Genomic DNA, 6,276 nt, shown 5'->3' on the forward strand with positions numbered 1-6,276 from the left:
CGCCCCTGCACGAGATCCGCCGACGCTCCGCCATCCACCTGGGCGGCGTCCACCTCGGCGCTCCTCCGGGATGTACCGGTTCGCTGTGCCTTACCGGCCCCTCGGGAGCGTGAACCCCGTACGGCGGGGAACCCGCTGGTGACAGCAACGCCGCACACGGGAGACGTTCCATGGACTCAGGCAGGAAGACGCCCGGCCACCGGGCGAAGGCGCTGCAGCGCTTCCCGCGCCACGACCGCCGCGGCGAGGCCCGGCTGCCCGCGGTGCTCGCCACCCTGGCGGCCGTGCTGCTCTACCTCGTCCTGCCGGAGCAGCTGCTGTTCGTCCCGCGCTTCGTCCTGCCGGGCCTGGAACTGCTGCTGTTGATCCCGCTGATCGCGGTCAACCCGCGCCGGATGACCCGGCAGAACCGCCTCTCCCGGATCGTGTCGCTGGCCCTGGTCGCCCTGATCGGCATCAGCAACCTGATCTCGCTCGGCCTGCTGGTGCACGCCATGGTCACCGACAAGGCCCAGGAGGGCGGCCCCCTACTGCTCGCCGCGCTCCAGGTCTGGGCCACCGGCATCATCGTCTTCGGCCTGGCGTTCTGGGAACTCGACCGCGGCGGACCGGTGGCGCGCACTCAGGCCGAGCGCTCCGAACTGCCGCTGGCGGACTTCCGCTTCTCCCAGGACGAGAACGACGACGCCGTCGAGGAGGTCGCCGACGGCTCGTCCCGCACCAGCGACTGGGTTCCCACCCTGATGGACTACCTGTACGTCTCGGTCACCAACTCCACCGCCTTCAGCCCCACCGACACCATGCCGCTGTCCCCCCGGGCCAAGGCGCTGATGGCCATCGAGAGCATCGCCGCACTCATGACCTCGCTGCTCGTCATCGCCCACGCGGTCGGCGTCCTCGACAAGTAGCACGGCACACCGGTCGAGGCCGCCGCAGGGCGAGGCCGGCTTCCTCGGTGGCGATGTGGGCGCACGGCAGCTCGATGTCGACCAGGTGTCCCTGCCACACACGCCGGCCATCGCGCTCCAGCCGGCTCCGTCGACGCTCGTGGTCGACCTCGGTGCTGTCACGTTCACGGACTCCGCGGGCCTCAACACGCTGCTCGCCCGCACGGAGGCCGACCGCCGGGGCATCGCGGTCCGACTCGCCCGCCCTTCGCGTTCGGCCGCCCGGGTCCTGGAGATCACCGGCGTGGACCGGGTGTTCCCCGTCGACGCGGACGGGGCCGCCCCCGCCTACTGGAGGCGCGTCGGGTGCTACTCGCGCAGGCCTCGCCAAACGGGATGGCGTAGTCGGCCGGCCGGGGTGAGTTCGAGGAACTCGACCTCAGCGCGCAGTTCGGGGCGTACGAACCGGACCTCGGTGCCGCCGCCTGCCCCGTCGTCCTCGCCGCGGCCCCCACCGGCCTGGCACCTCGGGCCCTCGACCGACTCGCCGCCCGGCCGCGCCGCAACGGCACCGTCCTGCTCACCCCCGGCCCCTGTCGCGCAGACCGACGACCAGGTGAGGTGGCGGAGCCGGCGGCGAGGACGAGGGCGGCGCAAAGAGCGCCGAGGAATTCGGTCGTCGTACGCGTTCGCGTCTGGGCCTCCCGCGCGGTGTGAGCTGCCGGAGCAGGCCGCCGACGCCGGTGAGCTGCAGCCCGCTCGCGCGGCCACGGGCGACCAACTGCACGATCAACTGGCCGTCCAAAGCATCCGGCCGCAACGCCGACGGCCGCATAGCCTCCACGGCCTCGGCCGAGACGGTCACGTCTGTCATCAGGTGCTACTTCCTCGGTCGGGAGTTACACCGTGAGTGATGATTCGCGTTGCTCGTGCGAAGGACCGTTTATGCGAGATCAGACTGGCCGGGAACGGTCTGGAATGTCCCGGCTGCGGTGAACGCGTTCGTGATCGGCGCGATGAGGGAGGCGAAGCGGCGGGCGCCTGTGTTGCCGATCGGTGCCCATAGCGCGGCGCAGTGCTCGTCGGTCTCCACTTCGATGCGCTCGCGTGCCGCACTGCCGGTGTCGGTGACAACGCCGTGGGAGTCGAGCCAGCCGCGCGCGACGAGGCGGGCCGTCGCCGCGCTCCACTCCTCGTCGTCCCACTGGCGGGTCGCTCGGGCGAGAGCTGCGGGGAGGCCGCCGGTTGCGGTGTGCAGGACGAGGCAGTCGCACGGTCCGAGGCCGTTGTCGGCGAGTACGACGAGATGGGCGTCGCCGCGCCACTCGCGTGCCACCGTGATCCGCTGCCACAGTGCGACAAGGGAATCGGATGGAAGCGGGACCGACGCGTTCGCGGCGGCCAGTACCTTGCCGGCATAGTCGGCGCGGGTGACGACCGCGTCGATCAGCAGGCGTGCCTCGGCAAGGTGGTCGTCCGTGAGATGTACGTTGGCGCGCCGCATCGCCCGGCTGGCGGCCAGGAGCCGGGCGGCTTGCCACCGCTCCGGCGGCGCGGCGTCCCACACGCCCGCCATGGCCCGCACTGACCGCGGGCTGAAGTTGTAGAAGGCCGCGAGCGTGACTTGCCACGGAACCGCGCCCATCGCGGCCGATCGGAAGGCCAGATACGCCGGCCCGCGGTCGGTCACGCCGAGCTCGGCCGCCTCCTCGGCGGTCTCGGGGGCAAGGTAGATGAACAGGTGGGCGGCGCTGACGGCGCGGCTGACGTCGCGGACGGCGTTCAGGTCCATCGGGCCGGCGCCGGTACGGGCGGAGTGGGGAAAGGCGTCGAGGTGCATGGCGGTGGTGTCTCCGGGAGTCGGGTAGCGCTGTCAGGCGGGTGTTTCGGCAGTGGCGATCAGCACTGCGCGTCCGAGGGTGTGGCCGGCGATGGTGAAGCCGAGGACGGCCGGGGTGGCGTCGGCCGGGACGCCTGCCGTGGGGATGTCGAGGGCGTGCACCACGACGAAGTACCGGTGCGGGCCGTGGCCGGCCGGCGGGGCGGCGCCGATGTAGCGGGCCGCGCGGGTGTCGTTGGGCACCTGGTAGGCGCCCTCGGGCAGGCCCGAGCCGGTGTCGTCGCCGGCGCCCTCGGGCAGGCCCGAGCCGGTGTCGTCGCCGGCGCCCTCGGGCAGGTCGGTGACCGTGGCGGGGATGTCGGCGACCGCCCAGTGCCAGAACCCGGACCCGGTGGGGGCGTCGGGGTCGTAGACGGTGGCGGCATAGCTCTTCGTGCCGTTCGGGGCACCGCTCCAGGACAGCTGCGGGGAGGTGTCCTTCCCGCCGGGCAAGCCGGAGGAGTGCTGCTCGGGCGGCCACGCGGCGCCGTCGGCGACGGTGGTGCTGGTGACGGTGAACGAGGCCGCCTCAGGGAGGCGGGCGAAGGGATCGTTGGCAAACACAGTGGTCGTTCCTTACCGGACGGGCGTCCTCATCAGCTAGTGAATCGACAGTAACACGGATAATCGATTATCTACGGGATCAGTCTAGGATGGGCTCATGACGCAGACAGTGCACTCCTCGACCCCGCCGGTGAAACAGATGCTTTCCGAGCAGGTCTACGCACACCTGCGGGACGCGATCATGCGCGGGGACTACTCCCCAGGCACCCCTCTCAAGCCGCAGGATCTTGCCAGGGAGCAGGGCGTGAGCCTGGCCGTGGTGCGCGAGGCGCTCGTGCGGGTGGTCGGCGAGGGGCTCGCCGACCGGCTGCCCAACCGCGGTTTCGCGGTCCCGTCCTTCTCCGACCAGCGCTGGCAGGAGATCGCGGAAGCCCGTCGAACCGTCGAACCGGTCGTCCTGCGCATGTCCATCGAGCGCGGCGACCTCGACTGGGAGGCCCGCGTGCGGGCCGCCCACCATCGTCTGGTGCGCACTCCGGCGTACGTGCCGGAGGAGGGCGAGTACTACACCGGCACCTGGGCCGAGGCTCACCGCGTCTTTCACCGCACGTTGCTGGAGGGGTGTGGCAACCGCGCGCTGCTGGAGACCTTCGACCGGTTGTGGACCGCCAGTGAGCTGGCCCGCCGTTGGTCGGCGCACCGCAACCCCGACCGGGACGGCGCCAAAGAACACCGCAGGCTGGAGGCGGCGGTACTGGCCCGCGACGCCGACACCGCAGCCGCGGTCCTGGTCCAGCACCTCACCCTGACCGCGGCTGCTCTGACCGACGATTCAGGCCGGGCCACCTAGGCTTACGCCACCACAGCGAGGTCGGGTGGCGGGACCTGCCCTGCCGGAGGGCCGGGTACGGGCGGAAACCGGGCAGGCGTCGCGGCCCGCCGGTCCGGGCCTGGTTGGTCACGGCGTACTCCGCCCCCGTACCCCGTAGTCGGCGAACGGATGCGCTGGACCATCCTGCTGCCGCCTGGACTGCGCTATCGACGCTGCGCGCCGACACAGCGCACGGGGCCGCCCTGGGCGCCGCGGTGCCCAGGGCGGCCCCCTGCCTGCGCGGGGAGGACCAACGGCTCGACGCCGACCGGCCGATCGTCGCCGACCGCATCCCCTCACCGGCGCCAGGACGGGGCGACACACCGATACCGCATCGGTGTGGACTCTGGGGGAGATCACGGTGGCTGACGTCAACGTCGTACCGCAGGAACTGCATGCGTCGGCGCAGGTGGCGAAGGGACTGGCGGAAGAACTGGCAAAGCCTGTCCAGGCCGCGCTGACCTCGGCTTCTGACGGCAACCGGACAGCTCGCGGGTCGGTCGGTCGGCGGCGGGCCGGGGCAGTTGGGGAGCTGGTGGACAGCGCCGTCGCCGCGTTCACGCAGGCTGCCGGTGCGGGGGAACGGCACGCGCACTGGGAGGCGGCGTGGCTGCTGTGGAAGTACCGGGGCCTGGAGGCTGCCGTCGGCTGGCTTCGGCAGCGCGTGAAGGCGTACGGCCGGAGGGCCGTGCGGGAGCTGGCCGGTTTCCTTCGGGAAGCCGGGAGGCCCGAGCAGGCCCTGGAGTGGTACCTGGAAGCGGCCGACGGGGCGGACTGCTGTGTGCAGCCGGATGGCGTAGGACCGCTTGCTCGATGGCGATCCATGCAGAACAGCAGCGGAATGGCGTGATCCATTCCCGAGGACGCGGGGTCTGGGGGCCAGGTCTGGCCTCCCACCTGGCCGGTCAGCCGGAGTATGACGAGTAGCCGGGCCCCGGGCCCCAGAAGCCTGGGATTCTCCTGCGGAGGCCGCCGTGCCCGGTACGCTGCTGCCGGTGCCCGCCCGACCCGAGACGCACAGTCCGGGCCATCACCCGCGGGCACCGTCCCAGCCCGCCCGGATTCGCTAGGACAGTCCAGCCCATATCCCCAGGTGGCGGCGTTCTGCGATCAGACCTGAGACAAGGTGGGACATCCTCGGTTGCCGGTGACCCGTCTCAGCGAAGTTTGACGAGTCTCATCGGAGTTTGACGGCGGCTCGGGCATCTCGCCGGGCTTGACCGTCCGGTCCGTGGACGCTGACCGGGGTCGCGGGGGGCTCGCCGGATACTGGCCCGACGAAGCTTCGAGGGGGCCTGGGGTGGACTGGTTGGAGGGTCTGCTCGGCTTCTCGGCCGGGCTGCTGATATCGACGGTGACCGCGCCGGTGGGAGTGTCCGGGGCAGTCTTCCTGCTCCCGGTCCAGGTCAGCGTGCTCAGTGTGCCGAGTCCGGCGGTGACGCCCACGAACCTGCTGTTCAACGTGGTGGCCGGGCCTGGTGCCTTGCTGCGCTACCGCCGGGCTGGAGCCCTGAACGGGCCGCTCACCCGGCTGCTGATCGCGGGCACCGTGCCCGGCGTCGTCACCGGCGCCCTCATCCGGGTCTTCGCCGTCCCCGGCCCCCGCGTCTTCAAGCTCCTGGTCGCCGCCCTGCTCCTGCCGCTCGGTGTGTGGCTGTGCGCCCGCACCCTGCACCCGGCCGGCCCCCGCACCGCCGCTGCGCCGACGGCCCGCATCACTACCGCGCTCGCCCTGGCCGTCGGCGTCATCGGCGGAATCTACGGCATCGGTGGCGGCTCCATCCTCGGCCCGATCCTGGTCGGTCGTGGCATCCCCGTGGCCACGGTGGCACCCGCCGCACTGGCCTCGACGTTCGTCACCTCGCTGGTGGGTGCCGGCACCTACGCGCTGCTGGCGCTGACCACCACCGGCGACATCGCCCCCGACTGGCTGCTCGGCCTGTCCTGCGGACTCGGCGGCCTGCTGGGCGGCTACCTCGGCGCCCACCTCCAACCACGACTGCCCGAGACCGCGCTGCGTCTCCTGTTGGGTGCCCTAGCTGTTCTGTCCCGTGAGGTTGGGGATGCGGCTGGCGGGTGGCTTGCCTGCGAGTGCGGTGTGTCCGCGGTGGTGATTGTAGGTGTGGAGCCAGTCG

General features: G+C 71.7%; 6 protein-coding genes and 4 pseudogenes. 5 read left to right on the top strand and 5 right to left on the bottom strand.

What is annotated here, in order from left to right; translation table 11 throughout:
• Positions 1–170: 170 nt before the first annotated feature.
• Both ABZ495_RS25740 and ABZ495_RS25745 read left to right on the top strand, forming a co-directional pair.
• The gene (locus tag ABZ495_RS25740) at positions 171–908 is read left to right on the top strand and encodes a hypothetical protein (protein WP_359838288.1); all 738 of its coding nucleotides are present in this window, start codon (positions 171–173) and stop codon (positions 906–908) included.
• 85 nt (positions 909–993) lie between these two features.
• Positions 994–1,203: pseudogene (locus ABZ495_RS25745) on the top strand (STAS domain-containing protein); the annotation flags it as partial.
• Positions 1,204–1,256: 53 nt separating this feature from the next.
• Here ABZ495_RS25745 and ABZ495_RS25750 read toward each other — a convergent pair.
• The 4 genes and pseudogenes from ABZ495_RS25750 to ABZ495_RS25765 form a co-directional block, all read right to left on the bottom strand.
• Positions 1,257–1,544 (bottom strand): hypothetical protein, encoded by a 288-nt coding sequence (locus ABZ495_RS25750; protein WP_359811806.1) that lies wholly within the window; start codon positions 1,542–1,544, stop codon positions 1,257–1,259.
• A gap of 49 nt (positions 1,545–1,593) precedes the next feature.
• Positions 1,594–1,722: pseudogene (locus ABZ495_RS25755) on the bottom strand (IS256 family transposase); the annotation flags it as partial.
• Between the two features lie 108 nt (positions 1,723–1,830).
• Positions 1,831–2,727 carry a hypothetical protein gene (locus ABZ495_RS25760; RefSeq protein ID WP_359838290.1) on the bottom strand — a complete coding sequence of 299 codons (897 nt, stop codon included), beginning with the start codon at positions 2,725–2,727 and terminating at the stop codon, positions 1,831–1,833.
• Positions 2,728–2,760: 33 nt separating this feature from the next.
• Entirely contained in the window at positions 2,761–3,330 is a 570-nt protein-coding gene (locus ABZ495_RS25765; RefSeq protein ID WP_359838292.1) for a YbhB/YbcL family Raf kinase inhibitor-like protein, read from the bottom strand.
• Positions 3,331–3,427: 97 nt separating this feature from the next.
• On the opposite strand from ABZ495_RS25765, the gene ABZ495_RS25770 reads away from it, so the two are divergent.
• From ABZ495_RS25770 to ABZ495_RS25780, 3 genes and pseudogenes are all read left to right on the top strand, one after another.
• Positions 3,428–4,120, top strand: a complete 693-nt coding sequence (locus tag ABZ495_RS25770) for a GntR family transcriptional regulator (RefSeq protein WP_359838294.1) — start codon at positions 3,428–3,430, stop codon at positions 4,118–4,120.
• Between the two features lie 382 nt (positions 4,121–4,502).
• Positions 4,503–4,991 (top strand): hypothetical protein, encoded by a 489-nt coding sequence (locus tag ABZ495_RS25775; RefSeq protein WP_359838296.1) that lies wholly within the window; start codon positions 4,503–4,505, stop codon positions 4,989–4,991.
• Positions 4,992–5,441: 450 nt separating this feature from the next.
• A pseudogene (locus tag ABZ495_RS25780) lies at positions 5,442–6,185 on the top strand (sulfite exporter TauE/SafE family protein); the annotation flags it as partial.
• On the opposite strand, the pseudogene ABZ495_RS25785 reads toward ABZ495_RS25780, so the two are convergent.
• Positions 6,177–6,276: pseudogene (locus ABZ495_RS25785) on the bottom strand (IS481 family transposase); the annotation flags it as partial. The pseudogenes ABZ495_RS25780 and ABZ495_RS25785 overlap by 9 nt on opposite strands.

This window comes from Kitasatospora sp. NPDC005748 (assembly GCF_040630735.1).
Classification (GTDB): Bacteria; Actinomycetota; Actinomycetes; order Streptomycetales; family Streptomycetaceae; genus Kitasatospora.